This is a genomic window from Bacilli bacterium (assembly GCA_035326105.1).
GTDB lineage: Bacteria > Bacillota_I > Bacilli_A > RFN20 > CAG-826 > UBA7706.
Map to the genome: position 1 here is coordinate 765,439 of DAOKYO010000001.1, position 16,367 is coordinate 781,805.

General features: G+C 42.0%; 20 protein-coding genes, 1 other RNA gene and 1 riboswitch. Of the genes, 16 read left to right on the top strand and 5 right to left on the bottom strand.

Features of this window, described 5'->3' with window-relative positions:
• Positions 1-30 precede the first annotated feature (30 nt).
• Positions 31-147: riboswitch (FMN riboswitch) on the top strand.
• A gap of 48 nt (positions 148-195) precedes the next feature.
• On the top strand, positions 196-798 hold the full coding sequence (locus tag PKC96_03420) for an ECF transporter S component (GenBank protein ID HMM00377.1): 603 nt from the start codon (positions 196-198) through the stop codon (positions 796-798).
• Between the two features lies 1 nt (position 799).
• On the opposite strand, the gene PKC96_03425 is transcribed toward PKC96_03420, so the two are convergent.
• The 3 genes from PKC96_03425 to PKC96_03435 all read right to left on the bottom strand — a co-directional run bounded on the left by PKC96_03425 (position 800) and on the right by PKC96_03435 (position 2,901).
• Positions 800-1,696 (bottom strand): ABC transporter permease, encoded by an 897-nt coding sequence (locus PKC96_03425; protein ID HMM00378.1) that lies wholly within the window; start codon positions 1,694-1,696, stop codon positions 800-802.
• A gap of 2 nt (positions 1,697-1,698) precedes the next feature.
• Positions 1,699-2,613, bottom strand: a complete 915-nt coding sequence (locus tag PKC96_03430; protein HMM00379.1) for an ABC transporter ATP-binding protein — start codon at positions 2,611-2,613, stop codon at positions 1,699-1,701.
• Between the two features lie 93 nt (positions 2,614-2,706).
• The gene (locus tag PKC96_03435) at positions 2,707-2,901 is read right to left on the bottom strand and encodes a ferredoxin (protein ID HMM00380.1); all 195 of its coding nucleotides are present in this window, start codon (positions 2,899-2,901) and stop codon (positions 2,707-2,709) included.
• Between the two features lie 151 nt (positions 2,902-3,052).
• Between PKC96_03435 and PKC96_03440 the strand changes: the two genes are divergently transcribed.
• The 8 genes from PKC96_03440 (at position 3,053) to nth (ending at position 8,858) form a co-directional block, all read left to right on the top strand.
• Positions 3,053-3,394, top strand: a complete 342-nt coding sequence (locus PKC96_03440) for a hypothetical protein (GenBank protein ID HMM00381.1) — start codon at positions 3,053-3,055, stop codon at positions 3,392-3,394.
• A gap of 15 nt (positions 3,395-3,409) precedes the next feature.
• On the top strand, positions 3,410-4,093 hold the full coding sequence (gene cmk / locus PKC96_03445) for a (d)CMP kinase (protein ID HMM00382.1): 684 nt from the start codon (positions 3,410-3,412) through the stop codon (positions 4,091-4,093).
• On the top strand, positions 4,090-5,400 hold the full coding sequence (gene der, locus PKC96_03450) for a ribosome biogenesis GTPase Der (protein HMM00383.1): 1,311 nt from the start codon (positions 4,090-4,092) through the stop codon (positions 5,398-5,400). The genes cmk and der overlap by 4 nt, the downstream gene beginning before the upstream one ends.
• A 1-nt stretch (position 5,401) precedes the next feature.
• Positions 5,402-6,409, top strand: coding sequence for an NAD(P)H-dependent glycerol-3-phosphate dehydrogenase (locus tag PKC96_03455; protein HMM00384.1), 1,008 nt, complete (start codon positions 5,402-5,404; stop codon positions 6,407-6,409).
• A 112-nt stretch (positions 6,410-6,521) separates the two neighbouring features.
• A complete protein-coding gene (locus PKC96_03460; GenBank protein HMM00385.1) occupies positions 6,522-6,794 on the top strand; it encodes an HU family DNA-binding protein in 273 nt (90 codons plus the stop codon).
• A gap of 67 nt (positions 6,795-6,861) precedes the next feature.
• Positions 6,862-7,530, top strand: coding sequence for a CCA tRNA nucleotidyltransferase (locus PKC96_03465; protein ID HMM00386.1), 669 nt, complete (start codon positions 6,862-6,864; stop codon positions 7,528-7,530).
• 40 nt (positions 7,531-7,570) lie between these two features.
• Positions 7,571-8,218: a DnaD domain protein gene (locus PKC96_03470; GenBank protein HMM00387.1), complete on the top strand. Its 648-nt coding sequence runs from the start codon at positions 7,571-7,573 to the stop codon at positions 8,216-8,218.
• Positions 8,205-8,858, top strand: coding sequence for an endonuclease III (gene nth, locus PKC96_03475; GenBank protein ID HMM00388.1), 654 nt, complete (start codon positions 8,205-8,207; stop codon positions 8,856-8,858). The genes PKC96_03470 and nth overlap by 14 nt, the downstream gene beginning before the upstream one ends.
• On the opposite strand, the gene recU is transcribed toward nth, so the two are convergent.
• Both recU and PKC96_03485 read right to left on the bottom strand, forming a co-directional pair.
• The gene (gene recU / locus PKC96_03480; protein HMM00389.1) at positions 8,846-9,436 is read right to left on the bottom strand and encodes a Holliday junction resolvase RecU; all 591 of its coding nucleotides are present in this window, start codon (positions 9,434-9,436) and stop codon (positions 8,846-8,848) included. The two genes, nth and recU, sit on opposite strands and share 13 nt — an antisense overlap.
• Positions 9,433-10,179, bottom strand: coding sequence for an exonuclease domain-containing protein (locus PKC96_03485; GenBank protein ID HMM00390.1), 747 nt, complete (start codon positions 10,177-10,179; stop codon positions 9,433-9,435). The genes recU and PKC96_03485 overlap by 4 nt, the downstream gene beginning before the upstream one ends.
• A 113-nt stretch (positions 10,180-10,292) precedes the next feature.
• On the opposite strand from PKC96_03485, the gene PKC96_03490 reads away from it, so the two are divergent.
• From PKC96_03490 to rny, 7 genes are all read left to right on the top strand, one after another.
• Complete coding sequence (locus PKC96_03490) at positions 10,293-10,652, top strand: DivIVA domain-containing protein (GenBank protein HMM00391.1); 360 nt, start codon at positions 10,293-10,295, stop codon at positions 10,650-10,652.
• Positions 10,653-10,655: 3 nt separating this feature from the next.
• Positions 10,656-10,989, top strand: an RNA gene (gene rnpB, locus PKC96_03495) — RNase P RNA component class B.
• A 28-nt stretch (positions 10,990-11,017) separates the two neighbouring features.
• Entirely contained in the window at positions 11,018-11,653 is a 636-nt protein-coding gene (pgsA, locus tag PKC96_03500; GenBank protein ID HMM00392.1) for a CDP-diacylglycerol--glycerol-3-phosphate 3-phosphatidyltransferase, read from the top strand.
• Entirely contained in the window at positions 11,640-12,110 is a 471-nt protein-coding gene (locus PKC96_03505; GenBank protein HMM00393.1) for a CinA family protein, read from the top strand. The genes pgsA and PKC96_03505 overlap by 14 nt, the downstream gene beginning before the upstream one ends.
• A gap of 49 nt (positions 12,111-12,159) precedes the next feature.
• Complete coding sequence (gene recA / locus PKC96_03510; GenBank protein HMM00394.1) at positions 12,160-13,197, top strand: recombinase RecA; 1,038 nt, start codon at positions 12,160-12,162, stop codon at positions 13,195-13,197.
• A 98-nt stretch (positions 13,198-13,295) separates the two neighbouring features.
• Positions 13,296-14,438, top strand: coding sequence for a hypothetical protein (locus PKC96_03515; GenBank protein ID HMM00395.1), 1,143 nt, complete (start codon positions 13,296-13,298; stop codon positions 14,436-14,438).
• Between the two features lie 333 nt (positions 14,439-14,771).
• Positions 14,772-16,331, top strand: coding sequence for a ribonuclease Y (rny, locus tag PKC96_03520; protein HMM00396.1), 1,560 nt, complete (start codon positions 14,772-14,774; stop codon positions 16,329-16,331).
• The last annotated feature ends 36 nt before the right edge of the window (positions 16,332-16,367 follow it).

Consider the following 16,367-nt stretch of genomic DNA (forward strand, 5'->3'; position numbering starts at 1 on the left):
TGCATGAGTAATTATTTTGAACGATAATATGCTTATCTTCAGGGCGGGGTGCGATTCCCCACCGGCGGTATACCCCGCGAGCTCATGTGAGCACGAACTGGTGCAATTCCAGTGGCGACAGTAAAGTCTGGATAAAAGAGGATTTTTGCTTTTTTCGCCCCGGAGTGGGCATTTTTTATTTTAAGGAGCAAAAATATGGAACCGACAACCCCACCAGTTCAAAAGAAGCCAAAGAAACTATTCTCTGTCCATGCTATCGCCCGCATTGCGGTATTCTCCGCTATTGCGACCATCCTTTATTTATTGCCATTTCCGCCGTTTAACTTTCCAATATTTCCGCAAGTGAGTTTTCTTTCAATTCACTTTGATGAAGTACCGGCGCTTATTGCCGGCTTTGCCTATGGCCCATTAGCCGGATCACTGGTAATTGTTATCCGAACCATAATCAAACTTCCTTTTTCGAGCACGGCGATGGTTGGCGAGTTAGCGGATTTAATATTTAGCTTAGCTCTCGTTCTCCCAGCCACGCTGCTTTATCATCAAAATCGCACTCTAAAAGGAGCGATTTATGCGCTTATTTTCGGAACGACATCGCAAGTCATTGTGGCGACGGCGGGGAATTTATATTTTATTGCCGACTTTTACAACAATCTATTTGGCGGAGCCATCTTTAATCTCATGGACATGGGAACCTATCTAAAATGGCTGATCCCTTTCAACTTGATCAAAGATGTGATGGTTTCAATCGTAACCTTCTTGGCCTATAAGAGTGTTCATCGTCTGTTTGATCGCTTATGAATTACGAAACCCGACCGTTTTTGCGGAAGGCAAAAATATTGATAATCGCGCAAATAATGATGAAACCGCCGATATATAGATAACTGAAGATATTTCCTAATTCGATGGAAAAGAAGCTTAAATGGAAGGAAAATCCGTCAGCTAACGAATTGGCGGCCTCCGTACCGATATAAGCCGTCATGCTGTTTAAAGGTCCGCTCATTGTCACTTGTCTTAACAAAGCGGCAATATGTGCTCCCGGAACTAAAGCAATAATATTTTGAATGAACACCGGAAACATAGTCGGAGGCATGTATGCTCCAAGTAGAAATCCGGATAAGGCGGAGCTAAGACCGATAAAACCACCGAATGACGATTCACTCCGAAATAATTTTCCGGCCGGTAAAACGAACAATACTGCGCTGACGGATCCGATTATAATCAACAAAATGATTTTTCCCAAAACGAGAAAGTCAAAAACCAGTGAACCCCGAATTAAAAGATAAAGTCCCGTAAAAATAAAAACGACCACTTCGATAAGAATCGAAGTTATAACCGCACTGAGGAAATAGGAAATCGAAATGAAAGAGGCTTTGGTGGGGGTTACCAAAAAATCATCGTAAACCCGTTTGGCTTGGTCTTGAACGATAATTTGGGCTCCGCTTACCGATCCCGAAATAGCTCCAACGGCCAATACGCTTGATAGAAACCAGGCGTCTACGAAAGACTTTATCATTCCGCTTGTCATTCCGGGGATGGAAAGAAGGCTGTCTTCCAAACTTCTAATTTGAACTTCGCCTAAAAACAGAATGTAAAGAAGCAAAACGATAAGAGGCGTAAGAAACGAGAAAAAGACTGAGATTCGATCCCGAAAGAAAATCAACAGATTTCTTTTTGTTAATTGCCAAATAGTTCTCATAATCAACGCTCCAATTTCTTTCCGGTTACCTGCAAGAAAACATCGTCCATATTGCCCCGTACGACTTCGTAATCTACGAACAAATCATGATATTGAATTATAAAATCGGTCACTGACTGAGAGTCGCTAAAGGTAACTCGATAGTGATCACCTGAATACTCATATGTAAGTTGACTGTGAAGCAATGCGCCGTTGATTGCCGGATCTTCCGCGTGATGAATGTATAAGTAGTTATGCGTGAAACGATTTTTCAAATCGCGCGGAGTTCCTTCAGCAACGATTCGCCCCTCATCGATGATAATGACATGATCACTATTCTCGGTTTCTTCCATATAATGTGTGGTTAGAAAAATGGTCAGATGCTGTTTTAGGCGCAACTGGGAGAGAATATCCCAAACGATCTGTCGATTTTGGGGATCGAGTCCGGTAGTAGGCTCGTCAAGAAACAGAACGGATGGCTGATGAATAAGTGCGCGAGCAATATCCACCCGTCTTTTTTGGCCGCCACTGAGGGTTTTTACCTGGCGTTTCAGAATATTGTCGAGATTAAGCAGTTGACTTAAATCGGTAATTCGTTGATGAAGAGCTCCCTTTGCTATTCCGTAAAGCGCTCCGCGCGACAACAAGTTTTCGCGCACAGAAAGTGATTCGTCTAGAACGCTGTTTTGAAAGACGATGCCGATTTTCTTTTTTATTTGGTCACCATTTTTTTCAATATCAAGGCCATCGATAAATACCGATCCGACGTCTTTTGCCAATAAGCCCGCCAAAATTCTTATTGTCGTAGTTTTGCCCGCGCCATTAACCCCAAGAAATGAAAAGAATTCTCCTCTTTTGATTGAAAAGGAAATATTTTGAACAGCCTTAATTTCCTGGTAGCTTTTGCTAAGGTCTTTTACTGATATAATGGTATCCATATTTTTACCTCATACCAAATAATAATATTTTTATTTTTTAAAAAAAAGAAAAAACCGGTTGCGCAACCGGTTTCTCTTTAACTATTATAGAATCTACTCAACAATAATGGCTTGAACGGGGCAATCTGCGACTGCGCCTTCAACCGCTTCTTCAAGCGCTTCAGGCACATCTTCAACAACCGTCTTCATTTTGCCGTCATCATCCCAATCAAATACATCTGGAACGGTAGCGTTGCAGAGGCCACAGCCGATGCAAGCATCTTTTTCAATACGAACTTTCTTTGCCATACTTTCCTCCTAATGACACCGCTATTATAAACCAAAATACTTATCTTAGACAAGGTTGAAATAAGAAGAGAAAAATCTTGTTTTTATTACACATGCCACTAGGAATTATTGGCTTTCTTTAATATAATAGTTAGATGAAAAGGATGGTCGTATGGTAGAAGAGAACCGCAAGTCCCGATATGCCAAGTACCGCTCCACGATTAAATCGATGGCGGAGCCATCTTTTTTAGCCCCCGACTCCAAGGAGTCAATCAACACTCAACCTTCTAAAACGGATGTTGATTCCTCACCTAAGCAAGCAACTACGTCTTTGAGCCTTGACGAGATTATGCGTGAGCATGATGCTCTTGTTCAGGATTCATCGGCGCAAGATTTATCTGAAGATGAAAAAATTCAGAAGCGATGGAAGATAATCGGCATTATAGCCATATCTTTTATCGTTCTTTTATTTGTTATCTTTCTTGCGGCCCTACTTTACCAGTTGTTATTTTAAAAACCAGGAGAATTTATGAGAAAAATTATTTCGGTCGCCATTGATGGACCCGCGGCAGCAGGAAAGTCGACCATCGCCAAAAAAGTCGCCAAGATTTTGAACTTTACTTACATTGATACCGGAGCGATGTACCGTGCTTTTACCTATTACGTGATGAAGAAGGGCGTCGATCCGCAAAACGAAGAAGCGGCGTGCGCTCTCATCCCAGAAGTGGAAATAAATCTTGAACCGGGGGACATTGTTTTAGTAAATCAGGAGGATGTCACCAAACAGATTAGAGAGACCTATATTTCTTCAAATGTTTCCTATATTGCTTCTTATCGGGCGATTCGGCTGGCGTTAGTCGAACAGCAAAGACGACTTGCCCGCAATAATTCGGTGATTATGGACGGCCGTGATATCGGCACCTATGTTCTTCCCGATGCCGATGTAAAAATCTTTCAGGTCGCAAGTGTTCATACCCGCGCTATTCGTCGGTATGAAGAGAATCTTGAAAAAGGCATTCAATGTACATTGCAGCAAATTGAAGATGATTTAATTCGTCGGGATTATATCGATTCCAACCGCGAGTTTGCCCCCTTAAGACAGGCTCCGGATGCAGTTTTACTTGACACCTCTTTAATGAGTATTGAAGAGGTAGTGGTTCGCGTTCTAGAGATTATCGTTGCTAAAACCGGGTATGAGGTCCCGAAATTATGAGTCTACCTATAGTCGCTATTGTCGGAGCTCCCAATGTGGGAAAATCGACATTATTTAATCGAATTATTGGTGAACGTCAGGCTATAGTTGATGATCAAGCGGGTGTGACTCGCGATCGGCTTTATGGCCGAGCAACTTGGCTTACCCGTTCTTTTCGTCTTATCGATACCGGTGGCATTGAAATTGCAAATACCCCTTTTCAAGATCAAATACGGGCCCAAGTGGAGATTGCAATTGAAGAAGCAGATGTAATTATTTTCTTGACCGATGCCAAATTGGGACTTACAAAAGACGATCGGATGATTGCCAAAATGCTTTTTCAATCGCAAAAACCGGTTGTTTTGGTGGTTAACAAATCCGATAATGAGGAACTTCAACTCTACGTTAATGAATTTTATGCATTGGGTTTCGGACAGCCGGTGACGATGGCGGCAACGCACGGCGTCGGGGTCGGTGATTTACTGGATGAAGTGGTTAAGAAAATTCCTGCTTCAAAAGATAAAACTCCCGATGACGATGTTATTCGGTTTTGTGTGGTCGGTCGACCCAATGTCGGAAAGTCATCGTTAGTAAACGCTATGCTCAATCAAGAACGGGTCATCGTCAGCGATATTTCCGGAACTACGCGGGATGCGATTGACACTCCTTTTGTTCGCTCGGGTCAAAATTATGAAGTGATTGATACCGCCGGCCTATTAAAAAGAGGCCGCATATACGAATCCGTCGACAAATATGCCGCTTTAAGGGCCCTAAGTGCGATTGATCGAAGTGATATTGTCCTTTTGGTTATCGATGCCGACAATGGCATTATTGAGCAGGACAAGCATGTTGCCGGTTATGCAATAGAATCAAACAAACCGATTGTCATTGTTGTCAATAAATGGGATTTGATTACTAAAGACACAAGTACGATGGATGAATTTACGAAGAAAGTCCGCAAGGAATTCAAGTTTCTAGATTACGCGTCAATCGTATATGTATCCGCTAAAGAAAGAACCCGAATTTCAACGGTTTTTGCGGAAATTGAGGCGGCTTATTCATCATATAATCTTCGCATCGGCACTTCGCCTTTAAACGATGTAATTCAAGACGCGCAAATTGTTAACCCTGCCCCTTATTTCAACAAGGGAAGAATTAAAATTTATTACGCCAATCAAGTGGCGATTAAACCGCCGACATTTGTCTTGTTTGTCAATAACCCTAAGCATATGCATTTTTCTTATACTCGTTATCTAGAGAATCGGCTTAGAGAAACCTTCGAATTAAGAGGGACACCAATAAAAATTATCTGCCGGGAGCGTAAATAATATGCGAATTTGTGTTTTAGGAAGCGGAACCTGGGGCACGGCGTTAGCGCAGGTTTTAACCGATAACGGGCATCAAGTGACAATCTATGGAAATAATCAGGAACAAATTGATGACATCAGTAAACATCATCAAAACCAACAGTATTTTGGCGGCGACATATTGCTTTCACCGTCAATTAAAGCCACGACCTCGCTGGCGCAGGCTCTCGACGGGAAAAGCATTATTCTAGTCGCGGTTCCATCCAATGCCATTCGTCCGGTTTTAAACGAAGTAAAGCCATTTCTAAAAAGTCGTAAATACTTTATCAATACGGCAAAGGGAATTGAGGCCGGAACTGAAAAACGAATGAGTCAGGTTTTTGAAGATGTCATTCCGCCGGAATTGAGACACCCGCTGGTTTCGCTTATTGGCCCCAGCCATGCTGAGGAAGTTATTTTACGAATGGTAACGGCTATTACCGCCACTTCGCACGATTTAAGAACAGCTCGCCACATTCAATCAATATTTGCCAACAACTATTTTCGGGTATATACCAACAACGATGAGATTGGAGCGGAAATTGGCGTGGCGATGAAAAATGCGATAGCCATTGCCAGCGGAGCCCTTGCCGGTCTTGGCTACGGAGATAATGCTCGCGCCGCACTCGTTACCCGTGGGCTGCATGAGATGGTCAATTTTGGCACCCGCCTGGGGGGAAAACTTAAAACTTACCTCGGTCTTACCGGTCTTGGCGATCTTATGGTGACATGCAATTCGCTTCATTCTCGTAATTTTGTCGCCGGATATAAGATTGGCAAAGACGACTCATCAAGTGATTTTTGGGCAACGAATAAGGCGACAGTTGAGGGTATATATGCAACAAAAGTCATCTACCGTATGGGAAAGGAAATGAACATTGATCTTCCAATTATTAATGCGGTTTATGCTGTTCTTTATGAAGATAAACGCCCGAGTGAGCTTTTGTCCCGCTTGATGGTTAGGCCACTAAAAGACGAAAACGACGAATGACCATATCGGTAGCAACAGGCCTAAATCGGTAAAAAGTATTGATAACAACGCTTTTTTATGTTAATTTATTTTTAGACGAATGTTATTCATACAATAATGGAGGTCCAAAACTATGAATAAGGTTGATTTGGTTGAGATTGTTGCCGAGCGGGCCAGTTTGACCAAAAAGGAAGCTGAAAAGGCAATTGACATCTTTTTTGAAGAAGCGGAAAAAGCTTTGATTAAAGGTGATGCCGTTAAGGTTTCTGGCTTTGGAAGTTTCGCCGTTCGTGAACGGGCGGAAAGAAATGGCGTAAATCCTAAAAATCAGGAAACAATCGTAATTCCGGCGAGCCGCGCAGTTGTGTTCAAACCTTCAAAATCTCTTAAGGAAAAAGTTCAATAATTAAAGGGATTAAGAAAGAGAGGGTCACCTCTCTTTTTTTTATTGATAATTAATGTAAAATATAGATATGGATTTCTTTGAAACGTATCTATCGATTTCAGCTATTTTCGCCGAAAATGGTTTTCATCTCTACTTAGTGGGGGGAACGGTTCGGGATTTTTTGCTTAGGCGTCAAGTGGACGATTTGGATTTTGCCACCGATGCCCGACCTTCCGCGATGGAAAGGTTTCTTCCTGAAGGCGATTTTACCTTTGCCCGCTATGGAACCGTTTCTTTAAAAAAGAACGGATTTTCAATTGACATCACAACGTTTAGACGTGAGGAAGGATATATGGACGCTCGTCATCCGGATAAAATTATTTTTGTCAGCGATATGGAACCGGATGCTTATCGTCGCGATTTTACCATTAATGCTCTATATATGGACCAAGGACGCCTAATATACGATTTTTTCCACGGACGTGATGATTTACAAAATCATATCATTCGTATGATTGGTGATCCGGGAGTTAGATTAAGGGAGGATCCGTTACGGATTCTCCGCGCTTTGCGCTTTTCCCTTCTTTTTGATTTTAAAATCGAGGGAGGGCTCGAGGAAAAAATGCGCGTTTTATCTCCTTTAGTACGGCAGTTAACTCCGGCTAAAGTGAACACGGAAATTGCTAAGATGACGGCAGTCGATTCTGAAAAAACCAATCTCCTGCTAAAAAGTTTTTATCTTGACACTCATTATTGATAAAATGTATTTGTTTCGTTAATCAAAGGAGATGATTTTTTTGATACCTGATGCACTAGATTTTCGATTTTTATTAATTAATTATTATAAAAAAATTGGTCTCAATGAAAAGGAATTGGCAGTTATTTTTGTTATCGATTACTTGATCCAGGAAAAAAATGATTTGATCACGGGGGATATCCTCTCCTTGAAAATGAATTTTTCAGCGAAAGAAATCGACGATATTTTAGTTAATTTACTCCATAAAGGATACTTGGAATACAATACCGATCAGGCGACAATGCGGACTACGCTTAATCCATTACGTCAGCGTCTATACCAAGAATTTCAAATTGAGATGAGTAATGAGGCCAAGCAAAGCAGTGACGACAACCCGACCGAAAAGGTCGTTCGTTCATTTCAAAGCGAGTTGGGTAGAAATCTATCCCCGGCCGAGATACAGCGCGTCCGCGAGTGGATTGCCTATGGGTATGATGCCAATTTGATTATCGATGCCCTAAAAGAAGCATTGAGTAAGAACCGTCGTTCAATTAAGGCTGTCGACCGAATTTTACTTGAATGGGCGACGAGTGAGGATGTAAAAAAGGAAGGCTACAGCGCTCAAAATGAGTCATGGAAGAACGATATTGACAAAACTATAGCCATCGCTAAAGAAAAGTGGCTGGATTTTGACGATGACGATAAATAAGAAAGCTAGAGCCGCGCGCGTGGCGGATTATCTGGCGAAACTTTTTCCCGCTGCCGGTTGCGAATTAGATTATCGACAGGATTACGAACTTGTTATCGCCGTTATGCTGAGCGCGCAGACGACAGATGCAAGCGTTAATCGCGTTACGGCCGGCTTGTTCAATCATTATCCGACCTTGGCTTCCTTGGCGTCAGCCTCTATTTTAAGCATTGAACAGGATATTCGCTCGATTGGTCTATATCACCACAAAGCCGAGAATGTTCATTTGATTGCTCAACAATTATTAGACGAATTTCAGGGAGTCGTTCCCGCCTCTAAAGAGCGGCTCATGCGATTACCGGGAGTAGGCAACAAAACTGCCAATGTAGTTCGAGCCGAGCTTTTTCATTTACCGGAATTTGCCGTTGATACGCATGTTGCCCGGGTCAGTCGGCGACTCGGTCTAGTCGATATTAAAGACAACGTTGAACAAATTGAAAAAAAACTCCGGAAATTATACTCTCCGGATGACTATATTCGCCTTCACCATCGCTTTATTCATTTTGGCCGCTATTTTTGCAAGGCCCAAAAGCCTCATTGCTACGAATGTCAACTGGCGGATATCTGTCTTGAAAAAAAGAAAAATTATCAAAGTGAGTAAAAATCAATTATCGTCGGCAGATAGTCTATTCTTGGTCGCAAGCCTTGCTTGATTAAGCGACCATTTTCTTTAATCTTCGCCAGCGGAATAGATTTTTTCTGTTGGTTCTCATGCCAATCGACAACAAACCGAGCATCGAGAAAATATACCTCGTTCAATTTGGTAAATTCAATTAGGAAAAAGGCGATTCCTCCCTGTAAAAACACTTCTTTCAAATGGGCAAATTGATGCAGGGTGATGTTATTTAGGGGGAAACTGGTTTTGCTATGCGAACTTTTGGCTTCAAAATCAATATATCTTCCGTGATAGATGCCATTATAATCGGTGGTCGATTGCATAGAAAAATAGGCGTCGGTGATGCGGGCCCCACGGCTATAATCGACTTTCACGACTTTGATGGGTGTCGGGCGTTTCGTAATGAGAGCAATATGCTTTTGGGCGTAATAGTCGTTGCTAAAATTGATGTCTGTTTCAAAACTCATTCCCCGATTAGCGGAATTAAGTGTGAGATTTTTATTCCGGCGACTGGAAGTGGTGGATGAGGTATTAACTCGCTTACCAAAGGGATAATTAATCATTTTTTATCGACTCCCGCGTTGATGTAGTCCTCGACAATATGACCAAAGTCACTTGCTGAAACATCAACGTTGTTCACTAATCGACTGATTGTTTTTTGAATAGGAACAGGCAAGTGGCGCATATGGGAGAGAACCGAAAGATATTCGTGGTAGAGAATATCCGGTTTTGAAAGTGAAGCCTCATATAAGTAGGCTAAATTTAAGGCATCGAAGTATGGATCATGCGGAGTCCCTTCAAAGGCAACGCCAAATTTCAAGCAGTAGTTTGCAAGCGAAAGAGGATTGTTTTTTTCGTCTTTGACATATTCGGAAAGAATATCGGAAAAATCAATGTGATTATGATCAATAAAGTGGACGATTTCGCCATCGGCGTCGCTTGAAAAATGAAGACTTTGGTGCAAAATGCGTATATCATGACTGCCAAAAGTAATAAAAGCCGCTTTTTTATAATTCTTGCCGATATATTTTTTTAATTCTTCCAAAGCACTCTTATACGTAACGCCCTCTTTTAAGAGCAAGTCCGACTTAATACCGGTTAATTTCTCCACATAAGAGCCGATTTTTTCATGAGCGATAACATAACGTTTATAGCCCTTGTGTATTTTTTTGATATGACCATCTTTTTTTAAAGTCACCAAGACGGCTCCTAAAGCAATCATCTCGTGACTAATTTGGGTTCCCTCAAAATCAAGAAAAACCAATACCGGATGTTTATCGATTAATTGCATCAATCTTTTCATCATCAAATCCTCTTTGTAAGTATACCATAAAGCAATTTTTACTTAAGTAATTTTTTCGGCTTACGATTGCTTAGAAGTGTTTCAACCATTATAATAATTATTATGGAGCATCGTAAATGAAACTCGATTTAAATCTAGATAGTACGAAGTTGCTTGAAAAGAAATTTAGCGCTAATCTAAAGGGCTATGATCCGGATGAAGTTGACGAATTTCTCGATCAAATACTAGCCGATTATCGGCGCGTTGAACAATTGGATAGAGAAATAGATCATCTTTCCGCTGATAACAGCAATTTAAAAAAAACTCAGCAAGAACGTGATGAATGGAAGGCTAAATACGAGATCTTGGATGAGAAACTAAAAGTTCTAGATAAGAATCGCAACGCCGCTCTTGATCGACTTGAGTTGCTAGTAAAAGTAAATCGATTAGAGAATGCTCTTTTCAAACTCGGAGTTGATCCTACGAAGATAAAATAACATCGATTCGGATGACTGCTGGTGAAGCAATTCACTAGAGGAAAGTCCATGCTCGCCCAGTCTGCGATGGCTGGAGTGATTGCGCTAGCGTAAAAAATAACGCTAGGTAGGGAGGAGTCCCTAACGGCGGTGAAAATCCTAAACTTTTATAGCAAGGATCAACACCTGAAAGTGCCACAGTGACGAAGTCTAAAGGAAACTTTAGAGTGGAACGCGGCAAACCCCACAAGCGAGAAACCCAAATTTGGTAGGGGAAATCGGCGGAAAGAATTGAATTTCCAACGATAGGTTTAGTCCTAGATAAATAGTTGTCCTTGACAGAACATGGCTTACAGAATCGATACTCACTTTTTTGAGGTAATGAAATGAATCTTCCAAATAAAATTACGGTTTTTCGGATGGCAATGGTAGTAGTGATTTGGCTGGCCATGCTTTTTCCTTACTCCAGTTTAGGAATTGAAGTCCCCTTTATTTTTGGGGAAGTAAATCTCGTTTATTTTATCGTATTTTGGCTTTTTGTAATCGCCAGTTTCTCTGATTTTCTTGATGGACATATCGCGCGGAAATATAACTTGGTAACAAATTTTGGAAAATTCATGGATCCAATCGCGGATAAACTGCTCGTCAACGGACTATTGATCATTCTCTTGGTGCCATCGGTTACTCCGGCGGACGCCTCTATACAAATGGCCATTCCCGTTATAGCCACACTAATTATGATTGCCCGCGATTTAATCGTCGATGCAATCAGACTAATTGCGGCAAGTCAAAATCGTGTCTTAGCCGCGAATATTTTTGGGAAAATAAAAACGGTTCTTCAAATGGTGGCGATTCCGTTGGTCCTTCTCAATGACTGGCCGTTTACCCTCTTTGACGGTGGAGCCAATATTGCTTTAATCGTCATTTACCTTGCCACGCTGGCGAGCCTTTTTTCCGGTATTATTTACATCTACCAAAATCGGGATGTTTTACGGGAACCAAATAAACATGAACGCAAGTAATCTTCTGCTTTTGCTTGAAGAAAAAGGATTGACTATCGGCTCAGTTGAATCCTTTACCGGCGGATTATTCGCTTCGACTTTAACCGCTAATAACGGGGCCTCGAAATCCTTCGTGGGAACGATTGTGACGTACGCGACGCGAATTAAGACCGATATTGTCAAAGTTGATTCTCAAGTCATAGCGAAGTATGGAGTCATTTCCAAGGAGTGCGCCTTTGAAATGGCCCTAAAGGGAAGAGAACTGCTCAATGTGGACTTGGCTATAAGTTTTACGGGGAATGCGGGCCCGGCGACGATGGAAAATAAACCGGCGGGTTTGGGCTTTATCGGTTTAAGTGACAAGTATGGGACGGAAGTTGTTACCATAAATGGATTTATGAGTCGCAACGAATTTCGTCAACAGGCAGTTTCAGCGGCCATAAATTTTATTTTTCAGCGTTTACAAGACAAATATTAATCAGACAATGACTATTTTTGATACAATCTAATAAGTGAGGAGTAATTGTATGGCAAAAGATTTGAATAAGTCGAAGGAGGCCGCATTGGAAGATGCACTCAAAAATATTGAGCGGACCTATGGAAAAGGCGCGGTCATGAAATTAGGGGATCGTCCCCACGTTAATGTTGATACTATTCCAACCGGCTCCCTTCTTCTCGATAACGCTCTGGGTGTCGGCGGTTATCCTAAAGGACGGATTATTGAAATATTCGGTCCGGAAAGTAGCGGTAAGACGACACTTGCCCTACATGCGATTGCCGAGTGTCAGAAAAAGGGTGGCAAAGCCGCTTTTGTTGACGCCGAGCATGCAATCGATCCCGAATATGCTTCGAAATTGGGGGTAAATATTGACGAGTTAATTCTTTCGCAACCGGATAATGGGGAGCAGGCACTAGAAATTGTCGAAATGCTGGCCAGCAGCGGAGCGATAGATATTATCGTTGTTGATAGTGTCGCTGCCTTAGTGCCTCAAGCGGAACTCGATGGAGAAATGGGTGACAACCAAGTCGGATTACAGGCTCGTTTAATGTCGAAGGCGATGAGAAAATTAGCCGCGATTTTAAATAAAGCCGAGACGACGGTAGTATTCATCAATCAGCTCCGGGAAAAAGTGGGGGTTGTTTATGGCAATCCCGAAACCACCAGCGGTGGCCGGGCGTTGAAATTCTACGCGACCATTCGAATTGATATTCGTCGTTCGGAATCTATTAAAGAAGGAACGAATATCATCGGCAATGTTGCCAACATTAAAGTGGTCAAAAATAAAGTTGCCCCTCCTTTTAAATCATGTAAGGTCGATATTATCTATGGACAAGGAATCTCCAAAACCGGTGAATTGCTCGATTTAGGCGTTGATTTGGACATTATCAAGAAGAGTGGCTCCTGGTATGAATATAACGGCGATCGTATGGGCCAAGGACGCGAAGCGGCCAAAACATATCTCAGCGACAATGCATCTATCTTTGAAGACATTAAAAATCGCGTCAAAGCGGAAATGAAACCGGCGGGCGACGGCGATGATAGCGGCGAGGTAGAAGACGAATAAAAAAACCGAATTAAGTCCCAGTTGGGACTTTTTTTCTTTCAACTTAATGCGGTATGTGGTAAAGTTGTAAAACAGACTTATCTGTTGTAGGAGTTATTATGCATAAAAAATTCTTTCTTCTTATCCCGCTTTTGACGGTTTCCAGTTGTTCGTTTCCGACGTCCGAAACTAGCAATCCGCCCAGCACCATTTCTGGGACCTCATCAAGTGAAGAGTCATCTAATTCTATTTCCGACTCCCAAAGTGGAGATACTTCAAGCACTTCAGAATTATCGGAAGGAGAATATGTCGATAACATCAATAATATTGATCTGCAAACTTATGGTAATAAAATCAGTGCTCAGTTCTATATACCGGCGCTGGGAAACGATCCTTATGCCGATGTCGATGTTGAGCAATTTTATGAGAATTATCAACCGGCAGGAAGTTACGAGGATAGTTATTTTAGATCGGTGCATCATCTGTTAAGCGGTGAAAACGTTGAATTATCGAGTTACTATGAGCCGATTATCAATCAAATCGACGACGAGATTAGTTATCGCGTTCAAAATGGTCGTTATATTCTGGATGTAAATGGAAATTATTTAGCCTATTATCTTAACTCAGCAACCGATGTAGATAATAAAGGTCAATCCAGCACCCACGTTATCTATTATGGTGGGGCTTACACTTCCATGGAAGAAGTGGCCGCCTATTTATATGCTTTTGGAGAAGTACCGGCAAACTCGGACTACGATAAGGGAAAATCCGGACAAACACAATCAATCAGTGATTGGGGAGTCTATGGCCGAGTCAACACGGATTATTTTAGTGGTGACACCGGAAGTTATCCTTACGAGCCGGTTTTACCAGAACTTAACTATGTGAGCTATACCGAAACGGATTTTGGCACGACGGGATACTTTATGAATTCTTGGTCATCTAACTATACCGACGACCCTTATAACAGCGGCTATAAGATAACCCGGGGAGCGGCTCGCTTTATATTTGGATCAAATACGAGCGATTCCAAGAATATTGACGAACGGCATGTGTTTTACACCTATAACCACTATAATGATATGCAGGAATATCTGAACTATGAAAATGGTTGGGGACTACGCTTCGGCTCGCAATCGGCGGGAAACGAATATGTAGCGGGCTCAAATGATTGGTATAATTACGAAAATCATTATGGGGTTGCCCCTAATGAGCCGACGGAATATCCGGGTTACTCATTTGTTGACTTTAAAGATTTATGATAATTTAGCCCTTTCAAAAAGGGCTTTTTTCAACCCATTGTTAGCCATATTTGCAAAAAAATCCCTTTTTGCCCGCCCTAAAGCGATGTTCAAGTTTTTTCTCTTTTCAATTTTCCCAGTTTCACATATAATAAAAGCGTACCTAATCAGTACCAATCCTTGAGAAAACTCTTCGTTTGTATTTCGTCCTCATTTGGGACTATAAATATACATATTCATCTATGACGATAATAACGCTTGAGAAATACTCAGGGCATAGAATGTCCCCTTTTTTTGTAGGGCAAACTTCTATGATATTGGAATTACCGATTATTACTTAAAGGAGCAACAAACATGAATCCGCTAGGCTATATCGTCAGCGCGATTGCACTTGTTGTTGGTTTTATCCTTGGACTTGTTTGTTTCTATTTTGTTCCGTTTTTTAAAGCTAAAAGTGCTCTTCGACGCGCAGATAAAATAATCCGCGATGCCGATATCAAAGCCGAACACATTATTAAAAACGCCGAACTTGATGCCAAGCAAGCCACGATTGAAGCTAAGCAAGAGGCTGATCGCCAAATTAAAGAGAAGAAGCAGGAAATTGCCGTCTTACAAAATCAGATGGCGCAAAGAGAACAGTCGATTGATCGTCGAGACATTGCGTTACTTAGCAAAGAGCAGTCTCTCGAGGACAAAAATGAAAACCTTAATCGCAAGATTAAGGAAGTCGAAAAAAAGGACGAGGAGTATCAGAAGAAACTTGATTCAATAATTTCCGAATTAGAAAAAGTTTCGCAGATGTCGATGAATGAGGCCCGGGATGAAATCTTCCGGCGGGTTGAATCTAAACTCAGCAAGGAAATCGCCGCCTTCATCCGGACGAAGGAAGAGGAGGCGGAAGCTTCCGTTAATGAGAAGGCTCGCGACTTATTGGCCTTAGCTATGAATAAGTATTCGCAGGAAGTAACAACGGAAAGAACCGTTTCGACAGTCTCCCTTCCAAGCGATGAAATGAAGGGCCGTATTATCGGCCGCGAAGGCCGGAACATTCGTTCGTTAGAACAACTTCTCGGCGTTGATTTGATTATTGATGACACTCCCGAAGTTATCACTGTCAGTTGTTTTGATCCAATTCGAAGAGAGATCGCCACGCGTAGTTTGAATTACCTTGTTCGCGATGGACGGATTCAACCGGGACGAATTGAGGAAGTGGTTGAGAAGGTTAAAAGTGAACTGGATGAAGTCATAGATAAGGCCGGTCAGGAAGCCGCGTTTAAATTGGGTCTTCCTCGTATCAACAAAGAACTTCTTAAATATGTCGGACGCCTAAAATTCAGAACCAGCTATGGTCAAAACGGTTATCAACATAGCATTGAAGTCGCAACTTTATGCGGTATTATGGCAGCCGAACTTGGACTTGATCAGAATTTAGCTAAGCGGTGTGGATTACTCCACGACATCGGAAAAGCGGCAGATTTCGAACTCGAGGGCTCGCATGTGGAAATCGGTGTTCGTTTAGCCAAGAAATATGGTGAACCGGATGAGGTTATCAATTCCATTGAGGCTCACCATGGAGACGTGGAAAGCAAATACATTTATACCCAACTAGTTATCGCTGCGGATACCTTATCAGCCGCCCGTCCGGGAGCTCGTAGCGAGACGATGGAAAACTATGTTAAACGAATTGAACAATTGGAGACAATTTGTAAATCGTACGAAGGCGTTAATAATTGTTTTGCGATGCAAAGCGGCCGCGAGGTTCGGGTTATGGTTGTCCCCGATAAGGTCGATGATTTGGCGGCATTTAAATTGGCGCGCGACATTCGCGAACGTATTGAAAATGAAATGACCTATCCGGGTCAGATTAAAATTTCGGTCATCCGAGAATTTAGAGCGCAAGAAACAGCCAAATAAGTGTTCTTAAAGGGGCCTCGGCCCCTTTTATAATTA